The sequence below is a fragment of the Roseimaritima sediminicola genome, from assembly GCF_009618275.1.
GTDB classification, from domain to species: domain Bacteria; phylum Planctomycetota; class Planctomycetia; order Pirellulales; family Pirellulaceae; genus Roseimaritima; species Roseimaritima sediminicola.
Genome location: NZ_WIAD01000050.1, coordinates 22,709 through 43,787, shown reverse-complemented (window position 1 = coordinate 43,787; position 21,079 = coordinate 22,709). Strand labels below are relative to the sequence as shown.

The following is a 21,079-nucleotide window of genomic DNA, read 5'->3' as shown; positions in this document are numbered from 1 at the left end:
CACACCCCACCCCACGGATAGTCGCGAAGCGACGACCGTTGGCTTGCGCGACGCAATTCCTCGATGGACGCTGTAAGCTCCTACCTCGGATTGCCATCCGAGGCTATCAACTGCCATCGCTTCGCGATTCAGCGCGTTGCGGCAGGCTCCAGACCACAGAACCGGACGCTAGCGCGCCAGCGGCTGATAGACGGCCTACTGCAACACTTCCTCGAACCGACGCTTCAACAGTTTCGTCCAAACTTTGTACCCGTCGTGGGTCAGATGCAATTTATCTTCGCGAAACAATTCCGGTCGCGGCTGCTTCTGCGGGTCCAGGAAATAATCGGCCGTGGGGACAAAGTACGTGTGGGGCGTGGTCAAGCACAACTGGCGCATCGCCGAGTTGACGTCGCGGATCTGCGGCCACACATCCCAGCGCCGCTCGGTAGGCGTGATCTCCAGCACAAACACCGGGGCCTCGGGCTGGTGCCGGCGCGAGACCCCGATCACGTACTCGAGCAATTCGGTCACCTCTTCAGGCGTGCGATCGTCGTCGCCACCCGAAACGTCATTGGCCACGAACAGGACCAGCGCACCGTAACGATGCGGCTGAATCAGTCGCTCGGCGAATACGGCGAGGTCCGAGAATTTGGCGCCGCCGTAACCGCGACGAATCGTGGGGTAGGGGTGCATGTCCTGGGCCAGCGTTTCCCACAAGCGAATGCTGCTGCTGCCCACAAACAGGATGGCCTCCTCGGGATGCGACTGCTCCACATCCAACCGCTCCAGGGCAGCAATCGTGGTTTCCCAGCGTTTGACCGCCGCCGCTTCATAAGGAGCGAACACGGCCGAGTCGGTCTCGGTCGACGGCTCGGCCGGTACACGGTCGTCGTCAGCACTGGCGGTACTCAGCACGCAGCAGGAAATCAAAGTCCACAGCACGAAGCGTCGCATGGAAAACTCCAAAACAGGGTAGGGAACACACAATCATGCTCCGAACAGTTTAGTCACCGCCTGGGCCGCACTGTCCCCTCGTTCGCCTGCGCACCGTGACCGCGCCCCACACCCCACTGGCCCGGAGCCCAACAAGCGGCTCAGTTCGCCGCAAACTTCAAAACTTCAAAACTTCAAAACTTCAAAACTTCAAAACTTCAAAACTTCAAAACTTCAAAACTTCAAAACTTCAACTTGGCGGCCGAAAGTCGCTGGCGCGTTTCCTGCATCAAGGCATCTTCGGCCGCTTCGTCGGCGGCCTCGTAGGTGACGCTGAAGCGGAGGTACGCTCCGGCGTCGTCCCAGGGCACGGTCACGATACCGTGCTGTTCGATCAGGTGACGCGTGGCATCCTCGGCGGCGTCGAACGAGACGCCGTCTTCGGTGCCCTTGGGAGCGGCCGTGTACAGGAAGTACGTGCCGCCGGGCATCTCGCACTGGAATCCGCAATCCTTCAAAACGGCGACCAACTTTTCCAGCCGGCGACGGTACTTGCTGGCCACCGCGGTGGGAATCGAGTCGTCGTCGAGGGCCGCCGCGGCCGCTTTTTGGGTGGCGATGAATTGGCCGCTGTCGCTGTTGTCCTTGACGTCGGCAAAGGCCTGCACGATCCGCTCGTGACCGCACACCCAGCCCATCCGCCAGCCGATCATGTCATAGCCCTTGCTCATCGAATGCACTTCGACGCCCACGTCCAGGGCGCCGGGCGTCTGCAGGAAGCTGCGCGGCGGACCGTCAAAGGTCAGCATGATGTGGGCCGCATCGTGCACAACGATGAACTGCTTCTCTTTGGCCAAGGCCACAACGCGTTCGAAGAATTCCGCCGGAGCGGTCCGTCCGGTGGGGCTGTTGGGATAGTTCAACACCAACATCTTGGTGCGGCGAAACACGTCTTCGGGTACGCGGTCCAAGTCGGGCAGAAAATCGTTCTCGGCCAACAGCGGCAACTTGAAGACTTCGCCGCCGTAGTACTGCGTATGCGTGCCGGCCACCGGGTACCCGGGAACGGTCATCAAGGTCACGTCGCCGGGATTGATAAAGCAGGCCGGCAACATCGCATAAGCCGGTTTGCTGCCGATGCAGTGATTCACCTGGGTGTCGGCATCGAGTGTCACGCCGAACTGGCGCTGCATGAAGCGGGCTGCGGCGGCCTTGAATTCGGCCACCCCGTTGTCGGCATAACCGCGGTTCTCGGGCTTGTCGATCTCCGCCGCCATGGTCTGGCGAACCTGCGGGGCGGCCATCGAATCGTTTTCGCCGATGCCAAAGTCCAGCAGTTGGCGGTCGGGATGATCAGCCAACGCCTTGCGTTTGGCGCGTTTGATCTTTTCGAACTTGTAGATCGCCGTGCCCTTGCCGTACTCGGCACCTCCGATGCGGTCGGCGAACAACTGTTGGAAATAAGGATCGGCGGCGTCGGTCGTGCTCTGCTGCGTCGTGGACATGGTTTCAGTGGAAGCTTAACGAGGGGGGGACTGCCGCGGCGGGCGAACAGTCTGAAACGGCTGGGAACCGGTAAACGAGCCGCCAGCCTACCAAACCAGGTTGCTTCGGCAACCGCGGCCCGAACCGCGGATGCGTCTATCAGCCGCTGGCGCGCTAGCGTCCGGTTCTGTGCTCTGGAGCCTGCCGCAACGCGCTGAATCGCGAAGCGATGGCAGTTGATAGCCTCGGATGGCAATCCGAGGTAGGAGCCCCCCAAGATACGTCGGGAGTCGCGGAGCGACGGCAGTCGTTTGTGCTCGTGCCTTAGAGCGTCCATCGAGGAATTGTGTCGCGCAAGCCAAAGGTCGTCGCTTCGCGACTATCCGTGGGGTGGGGTGTAGCCGACCTGGGATTAGCATCCCAGGCTATCGACGGTCGTTGCTTCGCAACTGGCGTAACCGTGGGTTAGCGCCCTGCGGCTGATGCGTCTATCAGCCGCGACGCGCTAGCGTACGGTTCTGTGGTCTGGCGCCTGCCGTGATGTGTTGCGTGGATCGAACCGTGGGCTAGCGCCCTGCGGCTGATCGAACCGTGGGCTAGCGCCCGAACCGCGGATGGCGGGTTTCACAAGCGCGACCGCTGTGGACCGCCCAACGTTTACGGAAAGGCGCCGTGCGTTACTGGAAGTACGTGTCCCGCTCGATCCGCTTCGTTCCGGCCAGCTTGCTGCGCAGCGCCTCGGCGTCGAGGGCAAAGCGGGGGTTGATCTCCACCTGCACGCCCTCGGCCACTTCGATGCCCGCCTCCTCTAATTGGCGGCGAGCCTGTTCGACCATGGCCTGCCGAGCCAGCTCGGGCGTGTCGGCCGGGGCTCCGTCGGCGTTCTTGACCGGCGCAAACACATCCTCGGGCAAGCCTTCGACCACGAACGCGTTCTTGGCCGCCGGCAACAGGTCGAAAATAAACCGCTCGAACTTGATCGCGTTGGGCTGCTCGGGCGAGACCTGATCGCCGTGCTCGTCGATGTAGGGCACCTTTTTGTTGGCGCGGTGGAAGGGCAGGGCGTCGGCCTGGTCGCTCATCCGCTGGAAGAAGTCGACGTCGCAGACGTGCACCGCGATACTGCCGGCCCACAGTTTCAACTGGCCGTCGTCGTCCTTTTGATGAGCGGCTTCCTCGGGCAAGTCGCTGTACTCGATGATCTGAACCTTGCCGTCGGCCAGGACGACGTTGCCGACCTTCTCGGTCGGATAACGCTTGCGGACCACCTGCGTGGTCATCTCGCTGTCGGCGGCGATGTGATGGCCGATCAAGCCGGGATCGCACAGGTAGACCAGCGGGTTGTCGACTTGACCGTAGGACAGGTACCGCACGCCACGGCGCTGCGCATCGGCCAGGCAGCCGGATTTTTTTAGCGCCGCGACGGTGCCGCCGTGACCATCGGGACTGAGCGCGATCTGGTCCTTATCGGCCAACAGCACGCGGCCCGAACGAGCATCGACCGCCGGCATCGTCCCTTGGCAAAAGACACGCACGTCATCGGGCGACATCCCCAGCCACTGGTTCTCTTCCCAATACGCCACGGTCTCGTCGTGCGTTGCCGGACTGGTCATCAAGTACAGTGGAATCGATACGCCGAACGCGTCGCCGATGGCCAACAGACGGTCGGCAAAGATCTGGAACAAGGTCCGCTCCGACAGTGGGCCGATCGGGAACATGCCCTTGGGTTTGTCAAAGCCCAGCCGCGTCCCCTGTCCGCCGGCGACGATGACCGCGGCGACCTGCCCTTGCGAGAGCGCCTCGCGGCCTTTCGCCAACGCCTGCTCGACCGTCCAGTCGGCTCCCTCGCCCCGGGCGTCGACCGATGGCGGCGGCGTGCTGCGCGCCGCCAGCGCCGCAAAGTCCACTTCGTCGTCCTTGCCGGCGACCAACTGAGCCAATTGCTCGAAGTCGATCTCGGCCAATTGCTTCCGCAAGCGATCCTGCTCCTGCGCCGACAATTGCTCCCAGAACTGAACCAGGTGCGACTGGGAATACTGGGCCAAGTGGTTTCGCAGGGTCGGGAGATCCGCGTTTGGTGGCAAACTCATGTGCATCAAGTTGTTCTAGAGGAAACAGGTTATCGAAGGCTTACGGCAAGGTACTCAAGGTAAGCGTACCGGCGCGGCAATGGCCTGTCGATTTAGTGAGCCGTGCGTTTTCGACGAAATCGACAGGCGCGGCAAGCCACCTGGCAGGGCTACGACTTCAACCGCTGGCGGATCGTTTCCAGCCGCGCCTGCAGCTCGGCTTCGAAGCCGCGATCGGTGGGTTCGTAGTACACGCGGTCGACGCCCAGATAATCCTGGGCGGCGATGCCATCGGGAGCGTTGTGCGCCGAGCGGTAGCCTTCGCCGTGGCCCATCTGCTTGGCTCCGCCGTAATGGGCATCGCGAAGGTGTTTGGGAACGGGCACGGTCTGGCCTTCGCGCACATCGCGGCGAGCGGCGGAGATGGCCGTGGTGGCCGCGTTGCTCTTGGGCGCACAGGCCAGGTACGCCACGCACTGGCTGAGCGTCAGTTGGCACTCGGGCAAGCCGACGAACTCGCAGGCCTGCATCGCCGCCACGGCCAGCGACAGGGCGTGCGGGTCCGCGTTGCCGATATCTTCGCTGGCCAAAATCACCAACCGGCGACAGATAAAACGGATGTCCTCGCCGCCTTCGAGCATCCGGGCCAACCAGTACAGGGCGGCGTCGACATCGCTGCCGCGGATGCTCTTGATCAGGGCGCTGGCCAAGTCGTAGTGGTCGTCACCGCTGCCGTCGTAACCGACCTGCTTCTGCTGGACCGATTCCCGCACCAACGCTTCGGTCAGATGCACCGCACCGCTCTGGGCGGAGCCCGTTTCGGTGGCGGAGCCCGTTTCGGTGGAGCTGAGCACGGCGATCTCCAGGGCGGTCAGCGCCCGCCGGGCATCGCCCTCGCAGATGGTCGCCAGAAATTCGATGGCCTGCGGATCGGCCTGGATCTTCCAATCGCCCAGTCCCCGCCCGGGCGTTTCGATCGCTCGCCGCAGCAGCGTGGCGATTTCTTCCGCCGACAACGCTTCCAACTGAAACAGCTGACTGCGGCTCAGCAGCGCGGCGTTGACCGAAAAGTACGGGTTGCTGGTCGTCGCCCCAACCAGATTGACGACGCCGTCTTCGACGTCCGGCAACAGCACATCCTGCTGGGATTTGGAAAAGCGGTGGATCTCGTCGATGAACAGGATCGGTCGGCCGTCGCCGGCGGCCACGCAGTCCCGCGCCCACTGCATCACTTCGCGAACTTCCTTGACCCCGCTGGCCACGGCGCTAAGCTGGCGGAAGGCGCCTTCGGTTTCGCGGGCCAACAGATGAGCGACCGTGGTTTTGCCGGTTCCCGGCGGACCGTACAGGATGATCGAACCCAATCGTCCCGCATCGATCATCCGCCGCAATAGTTTCCCGGGCCCGAGGATATGCTGTTGGCCGACCAGGTCGCGTAGCCGCTGCGGGCGCATCCGAGCGGCCAACGGCTTTGCCTCGTTCAGGTTCTCGGCTTCGGACTGGGCAAACAGGTTCATGAGACTCCCCGCATCGACGATCAAGATGACAAGCAAAACACACCTGCAGATTAAACGTCCTCGCGGCTGCGGGATACTGGCCATGGCCTCGGTTACGCTGGTCTGGATGGCCTGGTTGGTCGACGACTGGCGCCGCGACTTCACCACCAACACCGCCGCGACCGACCCGGCGGCCGAACATCCCGACCAGCGGCCGCTGAGGGTGGACCGGCTGGCAGAGCAGGTCGCCGAAGCGGTCCGCGAGTGGGCCGAGCAGCGGCCGCGATGGAAGGTCGAGCAGCAGGAGGACACCGAGGGCGGGATCCGCATCCACCTGACGCGGCGCACCCGCATCTTCCGCTTCACCGACGACATCCACGTGACGATTCGCCGTGAGCCCGATTCAGGCGAGACCACCCTGACGGTCCACAGTCAATCGCGCGTGGGCAAGGGCGACCTGGGCCAAAACCCCCGGAACATCCGAGACCTGGTTCGAGGCGTTCGGGAACGAATGTGAGGAAGAGGAGAGGGGAGATTGCAAACTGCAAATTGCAAATTGAACATTGCAAATTTGCTGACTCCGGCGGAATCTATGTATGGCTCGGAGCGATAGAATGCAACGTTTTCTCCCCTCTCCCCCGCTGCGCCGCGAGCGTCAGCGAGTGAAGCAGTGGTGGGAGAGGGGCCGGGGGTGAGGGGGCTCGGGTGCAACGCAATGGCTCTTGGCGTACGATCCCCAGGGTCGTGCACCGCCTCGAGATACGGCAATGGTGCTGCTGCTCTGCATTCCCCCTCACCCCCAACCCCTCTCCCCCGAAGCCTGACTCGCTTAGGCTCACCAGGCTTCGGGGGAGAGGGGAGTAAACGACTTTGTTCGTACATAGAATCCGCCGGAGTCAGCAAATTTGCAATGTTCAATTTGCAATTTGCAATCCTCCCACCAACGCGCTGGCCAGGGCGGCGTCTTGGGCGGCGTCGACCCAGCGGAGGTCCAGCACGAGGGCATCGTCGTCGACATCGGCCAAGATCGCTGGCGTTTGATCCAGCAGCTGCGCCGCCCAGCTCTGCGGCGAGAGCGTGACGTGCTGCAAGCGCAGCTGCCGCGAACTGACCTCGTAGGGGGCTCCGGCGACTAGGCGGGCGGGCCGGTCGGTGACCAGGCAGCGGCGGATCACGCCGCCGTCGGATTCGTCGGCGGCGGCCAACCGGGTGCAGAGGTTTTCCGCGCGGTGTCGCAGGTTGTCGATCGACGTCTCCAGCAGCTCCGCGACCGGCGTCGCCCGCTCGGTGGCTTTCCCCGCAGCCCGCTGGGCCGCCACCAACAACATCGTTTGCGTGGCCGCATCGGCTTGAATGATCGACCACAGCTCCGTCGCAGCGATCTCGTCGAGCACCGGCCGCCGGCCCATGATCAAACCGCACTCGGGCCCACCCAGCAGGCCGCCGCCGGAGGTGATGACCATGTCGGTCGCGCCGTCGAGCAATTGGGCGAAGGTGGGCGGAGCGGGCGAAACGTCGCCGCCGAGCGGTTCGACGCTGGCGCCGCGAATCAGGCTGACCAGCGTGCACTGGACCTGCGAGCCGACCAGGCCCAGACGAGCCGGATCTTCGGCCACCAACAACACATCGCGCTCGCCGGCGTCGGCCCGCTTCCACTGCTCGGCGTCCAGTCCGTCGTTGGAGCCGATCTCGCGCACCGACGCTCCGGCGGCGACCAACCATTCCGGCAGACTCATCCCGCCGGCCAGAGCGATGGCACAACATCGTGGCACCAGCACCGTCGCCCGGCGCCGCTTGGCGACTTCCGCCAAGGCCCACACGGCCGCTTCGACGCCGCTGGCCACCAGCATGCGTTCACAGCCCACGCGCCGGGCCACGCGGCTCGCTTCCTGCTCGAACCAATCGCGCGAGCTGTGGCGAGCGGTGCGAAAGGAAGCCAGGTTGTCCGTCCCCGCGGCAACGGCTGCCGCGGCAACCGGTGTGGCGCTGACCGCTCCGCCGTAGAACACGCCGCTGGCATTGACGACGGCCGTCCCCAGAGCGGAGCCGGGACGGCGACCGGGCCCCGCCTGGGCTCCGTCTCGCGCCTGCTGCCAAGCCTCTCGGGCCGCCTGCGGCAGCTCCTGCAGCCATTCTCCGGCGCGATCCCGCAGCTGCTGGACCGCTTCGGGGTTCTTCAGCTGGGCCGCCACGTCGCGGAGTTGACGTTTCACTTGTTCGACGGCCCATTCAGGAATCGCCATATCGCTAGTTCTCGCTGGAATCGAAGGAAAGGAATGACACCCTCCCTCTCGGGCATTGATGTCTACACACCGCGATCACCCTCCCCCTGGGAGGGTCGGTCTCTCAGGACCGGGAAGGGCTTTACCGTGCGGTCCGTCCATAATACTTCACCGCCGCACCATCCTCCCAGCACTGAGCCGTTGGGGCGATTCATCCACAGTGGCATTGTGTTTGCGGAACATCCTGCTAGGATTCCAAAATCGCGGCGTGGTCTCTGCACGTCGCCCGAGGATTTATTTACATCATTATCAGTAGGGAGCCGTTGACTGGATGGGTACAAAAAAGACAGGCAAAGGTCGTCGCAAAGTTGGTCGTAAGAAGCGTCGCATGCGCGCCAAGATCCGTCACCGCAAGAAGTAGTAAGGCTATTCGCAGCGGCGCCAGCGATCGCTAGAATGGGCTCGTCATTTACAGCTCGTTCGATTTTAAGGTGGTTTGCTAGTGAGTTCTGATCCGTTTGGCGCCCGCGACACGTTTGAAACCGGCAATGGTCCCGCAACGATCTACCGCCTCAGCCGCCTGCAAGAAGCTGGCTTAGGCCAGATCGATCGCCTGCCGTTCTCGATCCGCATCCTGCTGGAAGCCGTCCTGCGCAACTGCGACGGCTTTGCCGTCACCGAGCAGGATGTCCGCAATCTGGCCGGCTGGAATGCGGCGGACCCGGACAAGCAGGAGATCCCCTTCAAGCCCTCGCGGGTGGTGCTGCAGGACTTCACCGGCGTTCCCGCCGTGGTGGATCTCGCCGCGATGCGCAGTGCCATGCAGCGTCTGGGCGGCGATCCGGAAAAGATCAATCCGCTGATCCCGGTCGATCTGGTCATCGACCACAGCGTCCAGGTGGATTTCTTCGGCACCCCCGACGCGCTCAAGCGAAACGTCGATATCGAATTCCAGCGCAACCGCGAACGGTACGAGTTCCTCAAATGGGGCCAGCAGGCCTTTGCGAACTTTCGCGTCGTTCCGCCCAACGTCGGGATCGTGCATCAGGTCAACCTCGAGTACCTGGCCGGCGTGGTCTCGCTGCGAAAGGTCGGCGACGAGCAGGTCGCGATGCCCGACACCCTGGTCGGTACCGACAGCCACACGACGATGATCAACGGCCTGGGCGTGCTGGGCTGGGGCGTCGGCGGGATCGAAGCCGAAGCCAATATGCTGGGCCAACCGCTGTACATGCTGATGCCCGAAGTGGTCGGATTCGAACTGACCGGCGCGCTGCCCACCGGCGCCACCGCGACCGACCTGGTGCTGCGGGTGACCGAAGTGCTGCGATCCGAAGGCGTGGTCGGCAAGTTCGTGGAGTTCTTCGGCCCCGGCGTTTCCAAAATGAGCCTGGCCGACCGGGCGACGCTGGCCAATATGGCGCCCGAGTACGGTGCGACCATGGGCTTCTTCCCGGTCGACGAGGTGACGGTGGAGTACCTGCGGATGACCGGCCGCAGCGACGCCCAGGCTCAGTTGGTCGAGCGTTACACCAAGGAGCAGGGTCTGTTCCGCCGCGACGACGACGCACCGCTGAACTACACCAAGAGCCTGTCGCTGGACCTGAGCACGATCGAACCGTCGTTGGCCGGCCCCAAACGGCCCCAGGACCGCGTCGCCCTGCGGCAGATGCAGGACGACTTCCGCACCTCGCTGTCGGCACCGGTCGGAGCCAAGGGCTTTGGCCTCGACGACACCGAACTGGCTCGCACCGGCACCTTCCGCAACAACGGCCATTCGGCGGAGCTGACCCACGGGGCGGTCGTGATCGCGGCGATCACCTCCTGCACCAACACCAGCAACCCCTCGGTGATGATCGGCGCCGGCTTGCTGGCCAAGCGGGCGGTCGAGCGGGGGCTGAAGGTGCCCGAGCACGTCAAGACCAGCCTCGCCCCGGGCTCGCGCGTGGTGACCAATTACCTGGATCGCGCCGGCCTGACCGATGCGCTCAACAGCCTGGGCTTTCAGACCGTCGGCTACGGCTGCACCACCTGCATCGGCAACAGCGGGCCGCTGCCCGAACCGGTGGCCGAAGCCATCACCAGCGGCGACCTGGTCGCCTCGGCCGTGCTGAGCGGTAACCGTAACTTCGAAGGCCGCGTCAATCCGCTGACCCGCGCCAACTACCTGGCCAGCCCGCCGTTGGTCGTCGCCTACGCTCTGGCCGGAACCACCGACATCGACCTGGTGAACGATCCGCTGGGCACCGACAGCGAGGGCAACAAAGTGTTCCTCAAGGATCTCTGGCCCAGCAGCGAAGAGGTCCTCCAGACGGTACGGGAAACGGTCAAACCCGAGATGTTCGTCAAGGAATACTCCGAAGCCGTGGCCGGCGACGCGCACTGGAACAGCATCGAAGTCGAACAATCGGCGATCTTCGACTGGCAACCGTCCAGCACCTACATCCAGGAACCACCGTTCCTGTCCGAACTGACGCCCGAAGTTCCCGATATCGCGCCGATCAAATCGGCTCGCGTGCTGGCCCTGCTGGGCGACTCGGTGACGACCGACCATATCTCTCCGGCCGGAGCGATCGCCAAGGACGGACCGGCCGGCCGATACCTGCAGGAACAAGGCATCGAACCTCGCGAGTTCAACAGCTTTGGCAGCCGCCGCGGCAACGACCGCGTGATGGTGCGAGGCACGTTCGCCAACATCCGCATCCGCAACCAACTGGCCCCCGGCACCGAAGGCGGCGTGACCCGTAAACTGCCCGGCGACGAAGTGACCAGCATCTACGATGCGGCCATGCAGTACCGCAGCGAAGGCACACCCCTGATCGTCCTGGCCGGCAAAGAGTACGGCACCGGCAGCAGCCGCGACTGGGCGGCCAAGGGCACGATGCTGTTGGGCGTCAAGGCCGTGATCGCAGCCAGTTATGAACGGATCCACCGCAGCAACCTGGTCGGCATGGGCGTGTTGCCCCTGCAGTTCGCCGACGGCGAGTCCTGGGAATCGCTGGGCCTCTCCGGCGAAGAAACCTACGACATCGCCGCCCTGGACAACGACCTCCAGCCGCGCAGCCGGATCACCGTCACAGCCACCGCCGCCGACGGCACGACCACCAGCTTTGACTGCCTGGTGCGAATCGATACGCCGGTGGAGATGCAGTACTACCGCAACGGCGGAATCCTGCCCACGGTGCTGCGAAACCTGGCCCGAGGCCAATAAGCGGCGCCACCACGACGTAGCTGAATTCGCCAGAATTGGGACAGCCTAGCCTCGAACAGCCCCAAGTCTGGCGACTTCGGCTACCGGATCCGGTGTTCCCTCTGAAGGATACAACGATGCAGTTCGGCCGACGACGACAACGACGCGGCCGCGCCGCCTGGATCGCGGTGGCGGCGGTGGCCCTGGCGCTGCTGGCCGGCATCCTCTGGCTGATTCGCAGCGATGACGCGGACCCCGGCGAACCAACGCCGCACGACCCCCAGCTGGCTTTCGAAACCACGCGGGCCGCGCTGGCCGCCACCGAGAACCTGGACGTCGAAACGGCGGACCAACGCTGGTCGGATGTCTTGCGGCTCCGCTCCGGCGACCTGGACGCGCTTCGCAACGCCGCCCTGAACCGCGTCTCGGCCGTGAGCCAGCTGTCGGCGCGGCTGTACGACGGCACGCTCACCCCGGACCAGCGGTCCGAGGCCCAGAGCCGGCTGCCCGCCGCCGCCCAAGCGGCCCGCGAGGCCATCGACGCCTATGCTCAGAGCGACGGCCAACCACAACTGGTCGGCTGGATGCAGGCCATGGTCGCGATGCAACGAGCCAATCAATTGCCGGCCGCACAACAACAACAGGCGCGCGTCGACGCCTTCCTGCAGTTGGCCGACCGGATCGAGCGGGCGCCGGAGCCGTTGATCATGGTCGGTCCGCTGACCGACCTGGCCAGCCTGCTGGACGATGCCGCCGCGGGCCTGCCCGATGCGATCGCCGGCCGCTATGTCGACGTGCTGTACGAGACGTCGGAGCGATACCCGCGGAATCTCTTTCTCGCGATCGAAACCATGGTGCGGCTGTTGAAAGCGGAAGATCCGCGAGCCCCTCAGCTAGTCGACCGCGTCGAAGACTTGACGATTCCGCTGGGCGGACTGCTCCAGCGATACGCTTCGGCCGACAGCGGTTTCATGGAAACACAAACCGCCGCGATCCGCGAAGCCATCGCCCAGGACAATTGGGCCCGCGCGGCCATCCTCGCTCAACAGATTCGCAACGTTCTAACACCGACGGAAATCGTTCGCACCGACCGCAAACGTGCTCACCCCAACGCCCTCGATCTGCTTTCCTTCGACGGCCTGCGGCGCTTGGCCGCCGAAGCCTCCGCGGGCGAACAACCGGACACCGCCGGCGGCGTCGAGCTACGGCTGCAGCCGACCCCCGAACCGATCTCCGCGACCGCCTTTGCCACCCGCGACTTCGACCTGGACGGCATCACCGATCTGGCCACCGTCGCCGCAGGACGCCTGACGCTGTGGCGCTGGCGCGAGGCCGCGTGGCAATCGTTCGCCGTGACCGAAGTCCCCGAGAATGCGGCCGGCGTGTTGATCACGGACCTGTACATGGTCGACGCCGGCGAACCGGGCCGCTTGCGCCGGCCCGCTGCGCCCGATGCCGATGCCGCCACCGCCGCGGCTCGGTCCAGGCAACACGAGACCTACCCCAGCGTCGTCGTTTTCGGCGGCTCGGGCGTCCAGCTGTTTCGCATCGACGGCCGCGACGAGGCCGCCGAGGACCGGCGTCTGCTGCCGCCCACCGCCCCCTCGGGCTTGGAATCGGTCGGACCGGTCACGGGCGTGACCGCCGGCGACCTGGATGCCGATGGCGACTTGGACCTGTTGTTGGCAACGCCCGGCGACGGCCTGCGAATCTGGATCAATCGCGGCAACATGACCTTCTTCGAAGTCACCGAGCACAGCTCGCTGCCGCCGGCCGACGACCCGGTCGTGGCCACCGCGATCGGCGACTACGACCGCGACCTGGACCTGGACGTGCTGCTGCTGCACGGAAACAGCGGCCGTGTGGCGGTTCTGGAAAACCTGTTGCACTTGCAGTTCCGCTGGAAACCGCTGGAGGACATTCCGCCGCTGGCCGAACCGTCGCTGGTCCAGCTGGAGGAGGTCGACGGCGACGTGTCCTGGGACATCGTCGCGGCCGGAGCCGAAGCCGCTCGGATCGTCTTCACCCAGACCCCGGGCGCCGGCCAAGTGGACGTGACGACGGTTGCCGAAGTGCAGGCCGCCGCCGGCGCCAGCTTGCTAGCCGACTTGAACAACGATTCCTGGCTGAACCTGCTCCGCACCGCGCCGCCGCCCGCCGCAGGCTCGGACGACGCCCCACAGAATTCCGCCCCGACCGCGTCGGCCTATTCACTCGGACCCTGGGGCCAGCGACCGCTGCCGCTGGAGGCCGACCTGCCACCGCACACGACCGACCTGGCTGCCTGCGACCTGAACGGCGATGGCCTGCAGGACGTGGTCGGCATCGCCGACGGCCAGGTCTGGACGGCGATCAACACGACGCCCCGCGCCGGACATTACCTGGGCGTTCGTTTCCGCGGCAAGAATGACAACAACGAGAACTCCGGCCGCATCAACCACTACGGCATCGGCACGGTGCTGGAGCTGCGTTTTGGGCCGCACTACCGCGCCCGCGTGATCACCGACCGGACGACCCACTTCGGCATCGACGGATACGACGGCGTCGACACCGTGCGAGCCATCCTGCCCAACGGCATCACCCAGAACACGGTTGCCCCACCGGTCGACGCGGTGCTGGACGAAGAGCAAACCCTGAAAGGGTCCTGTCCATATCTGTACGCCTGGGACGGCGAGAAGTTTGCCTTCGTCACCGATTGCCTGTGGGCCGCGCCGTTGGGTTTGCAGCTGGCCGACGGTGTGGTCGCACCGGATCGCCCCTGGGAATACCTGAAGGTTCCCGGCCGCTTTGTCGCTCCCCGCGATGGCCACTACGAGCTGCGGATTACCGAAGAGCTGTGGGAAGCCGTTTACTTCGACCACGTCCAGTTGTCGGCTGTGGACCATCCCGCGGACGTCGAGATCTTTACCAACGAGAAGGTCGGCCCCGGCTCGATCGCCCAGCACACGATCTTTGCCTTCGACCCGGCCAGCCTGCGGCCCGTCAACGCAGCGCTCGACACCCACGGCCGGGACGTCAGCGAGACGCTTGCGGCCGAAGACCAACGCTTCGTCAAAGGCTTCGACGCGCGGCTCCGCCAGGGCCTGTGTCCACCGCACTGGATCGATCTAGATCTGGGCGAGGTGGCCGACGGCGATCGCGTCCTGTTGGTACTGTGCGGATGGATCCTGCCCACCGACACGTCGCTGAATATCCAGATCGACCAGAACCCCGATCTGCCCGCGGTCGAACCGCCCTCGGTGTGGGTTCCCGATGGACAGCAGTGGCGCGAAGCGATCCCCTTCATGGGCTTTCCCGGCGGCAAGACCAAGACGATCGTGGTCGACCTGAGCGAACACATCAATGCGGCCGATCCGCGAGTTCGCATTCGCACCTCGGCGCAGATCTACTGGGACCGGGCGGCGGTGGCGATCAATCCGGCCGAGCCGCCGATCGTCGAACAACCGCTGCGTCTGGAAAGCGCGGAGCTGACCTGGCACGGGTTTTCCAAACGCATCCGCGACGACGAACGTTTGCCCGAAACCTACGACTACGCGGCAGCCAGTTCCCAGCCGCGTTGGCCTCCGCTGCGCGGCCTGCTGACCGGCTACGGCGACGTCCTGCCGCTGCTCGGCGAGTGGGACGACGCGATGGTCGTGATGGGCGCCGGGGACGAAATCCGGCTGAAGTTCTCGCTGCCGGCCGAACCGCTGCGCCCCGGATGGCGGCGGGACTTCGTACTGCACAGCGTCGGCTGGGACAAGGACGCCGACCTGAACACCCTGACCGGCCAGCAATTCGATCCGCTGCCCTTCCGCGAGATGAGCGGCTACCCGCCGCCGCCGGAACAAGCGGAGCAGGCCGAGGCCGTCCGCCAGTTGAACGCCCCCGGGCGAACCCGCCAACAACGCTTCCGCGACTTCTGGCGACGTTAGTTGTTAGTTGATGGTTGATGGTTGATGGTTGATGGTTGATGGTTGATGGTTGATGGTTGATGGTTGATGGTTGATGGTTGATGGTTGATGGTTGGCAGGTAGTAAAAGGCGGTTCGTGGTTGTTGACACTTAGCCATGACAACGCTCCTCGTGGAAAAACACTTTCTCCCCTCTCCCCCGAATCCTGGCGAGCCCAAGCGAGCCAGGCTTCGGGGGAGAGGGGTCGGGGGTGAGGGGGCTCCGGCGCAAACGCCTGTCGCGCCCCACCGCTCAGGCGCAACCGCGAACGAACGAACGAGCGAACGAGCAAACGAGCAAACGAGCAAACGAGCACGAGCAAACGAGCACGAGCACGAGCACGAGCACGAGCAACTCACCACTCACCACTCACCACTCGCCACTCGCCACTCGCCACTCGCCACTAACAACCAACAACCAACAACCAACAACCAACAACCAACAACCAACAACTAACAACTAACAACTAACAACTAACAACTAACAACTAACAACTAACAACTAACAACCAACCACCACCCCTCTTGGTCCGGCGTTCAGAACCAGCGACTCGCCCAGCTTCACTTGCTTTTCCCAGTCGCTGTGGATGTGGCCACAGACGACCAGCCGCGGCTGCTTTTCCAGGACGGCGTCCCGGATCGCCTGTGAGCCGCGGACTCGGCCGTCGGCATCCTGGTCGACCGTATCGAGCGGTGGTGAGTGAACGACCAGGACACCGTTTTGGGGGCATCCGGCCAACATCTCGGCGGCTTGCTGTTCGTCGAAGTCGTAGCTCCAGTCGCCGAACGGGGTGACCGGGATCCCGCCACCGACGCCCCAGAACGACAGCCCGGCCACGCTGCAGCCTCCGCCGTGCAGCACCGTCGCGCTGGCCCACCGAGCCGCCTCGACCGCATCGCGCAGCTCTTCGACCGTCTCTCCGTTGCCGGGCACCAGGACGGCTGGCTTGGTGATCGCGGCCAGCACGTCCAGCGTATCGGGCAGACCGCGATGACGATTGGCAAAGTCGCCGGCGCCGACCACCACATCCACATCCCGAGCCAAGTCAACCAACCGCTTCGCCGCCTGGGCGTCGCAGTGCAAATCGCTGAAACAAAGCACCTTCATCGTCGAACATCCTCGCAAAAGAGTGGCCCCCATCAGCCGCAGGGCGCGAGCCCAATGCCATCTACTTTCACCATCGCTTGCGATTGAAGCGTTAGCGGAGCGGCGCAAGCCGCCCGGTGTGTGAAGATTCGCACCGCAAAACCGGACGGCTCGCGCCGTTCCGCTACAAAGGAAGTGGCATTGGGCGCTAGCCCACGGTTCCTCGCAAAAGAGTGACCCCCATCAGCCGCAGGGCGCTAGCCCACGGTTCCTCCAGGCTACCCCACGCCCCTCCAAACGGCTCTGTGTATCCCGTCCTCACAGGCTGGAGGCCTCTGCCACTACACTTTAACGCCCCGCGCTGACGCATTGCAGGTCAGGGCATAGACTGAACGGTGCACTCGTTTACGCGCTTACCAGCCCCTCCCGACCGTTTCCCACTGTATGTCTTCCAAGCAATCTCCTTCGGCTCGCGTCACCACCGCTTCACTGGCCCAGATGGCTCGCGAGCGGCAACCGATCACGATGCTGACGGCTTACGATTTTCCCACCGCCCAGGCTCTGGACCAGGCGGGCGTGGACTGTCTGCTGGTCGGCGACACCCTGGCGATGGTGGTTCAAGGTCACGAGACCACGCTGCCGGTGACGCTGGACCAGATGATCTACCACGCCGAGATGGTCGGCCGGGCGGCCGAGCGAGCTCTGGTCGTCGTGGACCTGCCGTTTCCCGAAGGTCAGATGTCGATCGAACGGAGTCTCGAAGCCGGCGCCCGGGTCCTGAAAGAAACGCGCTGCCAAGCGGTGAAGCTGGAAGGCGGACACGAACAAGCCGCCCGGATCGAAGCCATGGCGACGGCCGGGATACCGGTCATGGCCCACGTCGGACTACGCCCCCAGAACGTTCATCAAGACGGTGGTTATCGCGTCCAGCGAGACACCGAGCGGCTGGTCAACGACGCGATCAGCGTCCAGCAAGCCGGCGCGTTTGCCGTCCTGATCGAATGCGTCCCGGTCGACGCCGCCCGGCAGATCACCGAAGCGCTCGACGTGCCCACGATCGGCATCGGCGCGGGCCCTCACGTCGACGGCCAGGTACTGGTGACCAACGATATGCTCGGTTTGACCGCCGGTCACCTGCCGCGCTTCGTCAAGCAGTACGCACAGGTGCGCGAAACGATCGCCGAAGCGACGCGTCAGTACTGCGACGATGTTCGCCAGGGTCGCTACCCCGAATCAAAACACAGCTTCCAGTAAATTCGGCTGTCCCAGCCGAGGAGATCCACCATAGTAGCTCGGTTGTCCCAGCCGAGAGCTCCTACCGGTCACGGCTCGGAGAGCCGTGCTACTTTTCACAGGCTGGAAGCCTATGCCACTGGTTTCCTCCCCCCCCTCGCTAGTTCGACTTGGAACCATCATGCAAATGACTCAATCGTCCGTGCGTTCGCTGTGCTGCGCCCTGCTGGCCGCTGCTTTCCTGCCCACGGTCGGCTGGACACAGGATCCGGCCGAGCCTTCCGAAGCGTCGCTTGCCCAGCGGCTTGAGCAGTACGCGACGGTGCGTCTCGATGCCGACCTGTCGCCGCTGAGCGAGAAACAAAAGCGGATGCTGCCGCTGTTGATCGAAGCGGCCGACATCATGGACGCCTGCTTCTGGTACGAAGCCTACGGCGACCGGGAAGCCTTGCTGCGTTCGATTCCCTCGCAGGCGGGCCGCCGCTTCGCCGAAATTAATTACGGTCCCTGGGATCGACTAAGCGGCAACGAACCCTTTCTGCCCGGCGTGGGCCAGAAGCCACTCGGCGCGAACTTCTACCCCGAAGACATGACTCGCGAGGAGTTCGAAGCGGCATCGCTGCGCGGCAAGGACAGCCAGTACACGTTTCTGCGCCGCGATGACCAGGGCAAGTTGATCGTGGTGCCCTACCGCGAACAGTTCGCCCCCCAGGTTCAGCGGGCCGCCGAACTGCTGCGCGAGGCCGCGGCGCTGGCCGAGGACAACGGCCTGCGCCGCTACCTGATGCTGCGTGCCGAGGCGCTGCTGACCGACGACTACCAACCCAGCGACCTGGCTTGGTTGGACATGAAGACCAACACCATCGACGTGGTGATCGGTCCGATCGAGAACTACGAGGACAGACTGTTCGGATACAAAACGGCGCACGAGTGTTATGTGTTGCTGAAGGACAAGCAGTGGAGTCGCCGGCTGGCGCACTACGCCCAGTTCCTGCCCGAGCTGCAAGCCAGTTTGCCGGTCCCGCCGCAGTACAGGCGGGAACAACCCGGCACCGATACCGAACTGAACGCCTACGACGTTGTTTACTACGCCGGCGACTGCAACGCCGGATCAAAAACCATCGCCATCAACCTGCCCAACGACGAACAGGTCCAGCTGCGTAAGGGCACGCGCCGCTTGCAGCTGAAGAACGCGATGCGCGCCAAATTCGATCAGATCCTGGAACCCATCGCCGACGAATTGATCGCACCCGAACAACGCGATCACGTCACCTTCGACGCCTTCTTCGCCAATACGATGTTCCACGAGGTCGCACACGGGCTGGGCATCAAGAACACGATCGACGGTTCGCAGACCGCCCGCGAAGCCTTGAAAGAGCACTACGCGGCGATCGAAGAAGGCAAGGCCGACATCCTGGGCCTGCACATGATCACCCAGCTGCACGCCAAAGGCGAAGTCGAAGGCGACCTGGCCGATTACTACGTCACGTTCATGGCCGGCATCTTTCGCAGCGTTCGCTTCGGCGCCTCCAGCGCCCACGGCAAAGCCAACATGATCCGTTTTAATTTCTTTCAAAAGCAGGGTGCGTTCCAGCGCGGCGACGACGGTTACTACCGCGTCGATATGCAGCGGCTCGAGCAAGCCACCGAGAAGTTGTCGACGGTGCTGCTGCGGCTGCAGGGCGACGGCGACTACGCCGGAGCCGGCAAACTGTTGGCCGAACAGGGTGTGATCGGCGCCCAGCTGCAAGCCGAACTGGATCGGTTGAGCGACCTGGGGATCCCCGTCGACGTCGTCTTCGAACAAGGCGTCGACGTCCTCGGCCTGTAGCCGAAGTCGCCACTCCCATAGTAGCTCGGCTGTCCCAGCCGAGAGAAACACCCATCACGGCTGGGACAGCCGTGCTACGATCGGCGCCCACCTAATCCGTCAGCGCGGTTCCGATCGTCAGATTCCTCGCCACCCAGGTCAACACCGGCATCATGGCCGCGGCGACCAACACACTGGTCGCCGGCGAGTAGACCTCGGCGACCTGTCCCCACAGCATCGATCCGCCCGACATTCCCAACGCCAGACTCATCAGGTAACACGCCATGCCCCGGGCCCGCAGCGGCCGGGGCAGGGTCATCTGGGCCGTCGCGTTCAGTGTCGTCAGGACGATCATCCAACACGCTCCCAGCGGCACGATCACCGCAAACGACAGCGCCTTGGAAGTCGACAGGGCCAGCCCCACCACGAGAGCGGCAAACACGATTCCGGTCACCATCAGCAGCCGGTCGCTGCCCAGACGCTGGCGGACCCAGTCGATCTGCGTCGCCGCCAATACGGCTCCGATCCCCAGGCCACCGATCAACAATCCGAATCCGGTCGACCCCCACTGCAACTGGTACCGCGCGATCAGCGGCAGCTGGGACCACATCGCGCTGGCCGGCAGGACGAACATCACGACCCGCAGCAGGACGTGCCGCATCGTCTGGTCGCCGGTCACAAAACGCAGGCCCTCGGCCATCGACGCCCCGAAGGTCTGGCCGTTGGCATGCTCCATCCGCGTTCGCTTCCACCGCCCCAGCACCACCAGGACGCCGGCGAACGAGCAGGCGTTCATCGCAAACGCCGCCCACGCGCCCAGCGATCCGACCAAGATGCCTCCCAGCGCCGGGCCGGCCGAACGAGCCAAGTTAAAACTGATGCTGCCCATCGCCACGGCCTGCGGCAATAATCGCCGCGGCACCAGCTCCGGCGTCGACGCCTGCCACATGGGAACGTGCAACACCATGCCCATGCCCATCAGCGTGGTCAGAAACAGCAATCCCCAAGGCGTTATGCGTTCGGCCCACGACAGGCCGGCCATCGTCGCCGCCACCGAAAACATCATCAACTGCGTCAGGATCAGCAACCGGCGGCGGTCCAGGCGGTCGGCCAACACCCCGGCCGGCAGGGCGAACAACAGGATCGGCAACGACATCGACGTCCGCACGGCCGCAACCATCACGGGCGAATCCACCAGATCGGTCATCAACCAACTGGCCCCCACCTCGTGGATCCAGGTCCCCAGGTTCGACGCCAAAGACGCCAACCAGAACAGCCGAAACAGCGGCAGCTGCATCGGTTGCCAGGTCTTGGGACGCCCGACATCGGCGGGATTGACGCGGGGCGGATCGACGCGGGATGGACTGACTTGGGCAGGATCCGCGATCGGCGCCGCCGGCGCCGGAGGGAACGGGTGAGGGATCTTTCCTTGAGTATCGGTCGCGGTAATTTTGGGTCTCTCAAAAATGAAATCGTAGCCGAAGTCACCAGACTTTAAAGAGTGTCGCCTTTCGCTCCGCCGAAAGTAGCCACCACGCTCGTAGCCGAGGTCGCCAGACTTTGGAGAGTGTCGCCTTTCGCTCCGCCGAAAGTAGCCACTACGCTCGTAGCCGAGGTCACCAGACTTTGGAGAGTGTCGCC

Annotated in this window: 12 protein-coding genes; 5 read left to right on the top strand and 7 right to left on the bottom strand. The window is 64.3% G+C overall.

Going from position 1 to position 21,079, the window contains the following annotated elements; all coding sequences use genetic code 11:
• Positions 1–195 precede the first annotated feature (195 nt).
• The 4 genes from GE027_RS18670 to GE027_RS18655 all read right to left on the bottom strand — a co-directional run bounded on the left by GE027_RS18670 (position 196) and on the right by GE027_RS18655 (position 5,986).
• Entirely contained in the window at positions 196–936 is a 741-nt protein-coding gene (locus GE027_RS18670; protein WP_153558739.1) for a GDSL-type esterase/lipase family protein, read from the bottom strand.
• Positions 937–1,157: 221 nt separating this feature from the next.
• Entirely contained in the window at positions 1,158–2,420 is a 1,263-nt protein-coding gene (locus tag GE027_RS18665) for an LL-diaminopimelate aminotransferase (protein WP_153558738.1), read from the bottom strand.
• A 657-nt stretch (positions 2,421–3,077) separates the two neighbouring features.
• Positions 3,078–4,490, bottom strand: coding sequence for a UTP--glucose-1-phosphate uridylyltransferase (locus GE027_RS18660; protein WP_153558737.1), 1,413 nt, complete (start codon positions 4,488–4,490; stop codon positions 3,078–3,080).
• Between the two features lie 149 nt (positions 4,491–4,639).
• Positions 4,640–5,986, bottom strand: coding sequence for a replication-associated recombination protein A (locus tag GE027_RS18655; RefSeq protein ID WP_153558736.1), 1,347 nt, complete (start codon positions 5,984–5,986; stop codon positions 4,640–4,642).
• A gap of 25 nt (positions 5,987–6,011) precedes the next feature.
• On the opposite strand from GE027_RS18655, the gene GE027_RS18650 reads away from it, so the two are divergent.
• Entirely contained in the window at positions 6,012–6,482 is a 471-nt protein-coding gene (locus GE027_RS18650; RefSeq protein WP_162006814.1) for a DUF1499 domain-containing protein, read from the top strand.
• 397 nt (positions 6,483–6,879) lie between these two features.
• Here the strand turns inward: GE027_RS18650 and GE027_RS18645 are convergent, their stop codons facing one another.
• Complete coding sequence (locus GE027_RS18645; protein WP_153558734.1) at positions 6,880–8,208, bottom strand: PLP-dependent aminotransferase family protein; 1,329 nt, start codon at positions 8,206–8,208, stop codon at positions 6,880–6,882.
• Positions 8,209–8,689: 481 nt separating this feature from the next.
• Here GE027_RS18645 and acnA point away from each other — a divergent pair, with 481 nt between their 5' ends.
• A complete protein-coding gene (gene acnA / locus GE027_RS18640) occupies positions 8,690–11,398 on the top strand; it encodes an aconitate hydratase AcnA (protein ID WP_153558733.1) in 2,709 nt (902 codons plus the stop codon).
• Between the two features lie 116 nt (positions 11,399–11,514).
• Positions 11,515–15,291: an FG-GAP-like repeat-containing protein gene (locus GE027_RS18635; RefSeq protein ID WP_153558732.1), complete on the top strand. Its 3,777-nt coding sequence runs from the start codon at positions 11,515–11,517 to the stop codon at positions 15,289–15,291.
• 519 nt (positions 15,292–15,810) lie between these two features.
• Here GE027_RS18635 and GE027_RS18630 read toward each other — a convergent pair.
• Positions 15,811–16,416, bottom strand: a complete 606-nt coding sequence (locus GE027_RS18630; RefSeq protein WP_153558731.1) for a metallophosphoesterase family protein — start codon at positions 16,414–16,416, stop codon at positions 15,811–15,813.
• A gap of 423 nt (positions 16,417–16,839) precedes the next feature.
• Between GE027_RS18630 and panB the strand changes: the two genes are divergently transcribed.
• Both panB and GE027_RS18620 read left to right on the top strand, forming a co-directional pair.
• Positions 16,840–17,649 carry a 3-methyl-2-oxobutanoate hydroxymethyltransferase gene (gene panB, locus GE027_RS18625; protein WP_153558730.1) on the top strand — a complete coding sequence of 270 codons (810 nt, stop codon included), beginning with the start codon at positions 16,840–16,842 and terminating at the stop codon, positions 17,647–17,649.
• A gap of 166 nt (positions 17,650–17,815) precedes the next feature.
• Positions 17,816–19,459, top strand: coding sequence for a dipeptidyl-peptidase 3 family protein (locus tag GE027_RS18620; protein ID WP_202617466.1), 1,644 nt, complete (start codon positions 17,816–17,818; stop codon positions 19,457–19,459).
• 91 nt (positions 19,460–19,550) lie between these two features.
• Here GE027_RS18620 and GE027_RS18615 read toward each other — a convergent pair whose 3' ends face one another.
• Positions 19,551–20,735: an MFS transporter gene (locus tag GE027_RS18615; RefSeq protein WP_153558728.1), complete on the bottom strand. Its 1,185-nt coding sequence runs from the start codon at positions 20,733–20,735 to the stop codon at positions 19,551–19,553.
• Positions 20,736–21,079 lie beyond the last annotated feature (344 nt).